General features: G+C 49.7%; 1 protein-coding gene. It reads left to right on the plus strand.

The annotated features are described in order from the left end of the window. The first annotated feature begins 51 nt into the window (after positions 1 to 51). Positions 52 to 1,415 (plus strand): IS3 family transposase gene (locus MUA00_RS00300; RefSeq protein WP_271121241.1). Its coding sequence is split into 2 segments (ribosomal slippage): positions 52 to 529 and positions 529 to 1,415, totalling 1,365 coding nucleotides; the frame shifts between segments, so codons are not numbered across the junction. Positions 1,416 to 1,447 lie beyond the last annotated feature (32 nt).

Raw genomic sequence — 1,447 nt, forward strand, 5'->3', positions numbered from 1 at the left:
TGGACTGCACCCCAAAAGTTGGATACCCAACTGAGTAAGGTGCAGTTTTTTATGGCAAAGCCAAAATATTCCCTCGAAACCAGATTAGCTGTAGTCAATCACTACCTTGCCGGAAAAGATGGAACACATCGTACCGCTGAACGTTTTGGTGTTGAAAGAACATCAGTGCGACGCTGGGTAAGAGCCTGGCAACTCCACGGTATTGATGGCATTACCTGGAAAAATGACCACCATTCTCCGGCATTCCGGATGACTGTTGTCAAAGCTGTTCTCAATGAAGAACTTTCGATGCGTGAAGCTGCCGCGCAGTTTAATATCTCAAATGAAACCGTTGTCCGGCACTGGGTAAATGTCTACAAAGACGCAGGTGAGAAAGGACTTCTGAGCATAAAACCTGGCCGGAGCAAGGACATGACAAAACCCCAAAAAACACCTCCACTTACCGATGCTGCACTGGAAAAGCTTTCCTCCGAAGAACTGCGGGCCGAACTCCGTTACCTGCGCGCAGAGAATGCCTACCTAAAAAAGCTGAAGGCCTTAGTTCAAAGCGAGAAAAACGGCAGAAAGCCGCAATAATCAGTGAGCTAAGGCTGGAGTATGCGCTCAGTGATCTTCTGCGTGCAGCGGGCATGTCCCGCAGTACGTGGTATCACAATATAAATGCGCTGAAGCGAGTGGACAGGCATGCCGGGCTGAAAGACAAAATCAGAGAGATATACCACTATCACAAAGGGCGTTATGGCTACCGCAGGATCACGCTCTCACTGAGAAAACTGGGGTTGTTGGTAAACCATAAAACAGTGCAGCGGCTGATGACAGAGCTGTCGCTCCGCTCTCTGATAAGGGTGAAGAAATACCGTGCCTGGAAAGGGGAGGTGGGCAAGGCCGCACCCAATATCCTGAGCCGGAACTTCGGTGCATCGAAAGCCAACGAAAAATGGGTCACGGATGTCACCGAGTTCTCGGTACAGGGTAAAAAGCTGTACCTGTCGCCGGTTCTCGATCTGTTTAACCGGGAGATTATCTCCTACAGCCTGTCGGAAAGGCCGGTGATGGAGATGGTTAATACGATGCTGCATGATGCGTTCTCAGTGCTCGAACCGGAGGATGCACCGTTGCTGCACACGGATCAGGGCTGGCAATATCGAATGGCAGGTTATCAGGCAAAGTTAAAGGCGAAGGGTATGACACAAAGCATGTCGCGCAAGGGAAACTGCCTGGATAACGCGGTGATGGAGAACTTCTTCGGTACACTGAAATCAGAGTGTTTTTACCTGAACAGGTTCAGCGATCTGAATGAACTGAGGAAGGCGATAGAGGACTATATCCATTACTATAACAACGAGCGGATCAGCCTGAAATTAAAAGGCCTGAGTCCGGTAGAATACCGAACCCAGACCCCGATAGCCGCTTAACATGAACTGTCCAACTTTATGGGGTCAGTCCA

Origin of the sequence: Dryocola boscaweniae, from assembly GCF_025215095.1 — a bacterium.
GTDB lineage: Bacteria > Pseudomonadota > Gammaproteobacteria > Enterobacterales > Enterobacteriaceae > Dryocola > Dryocola boscaweniae.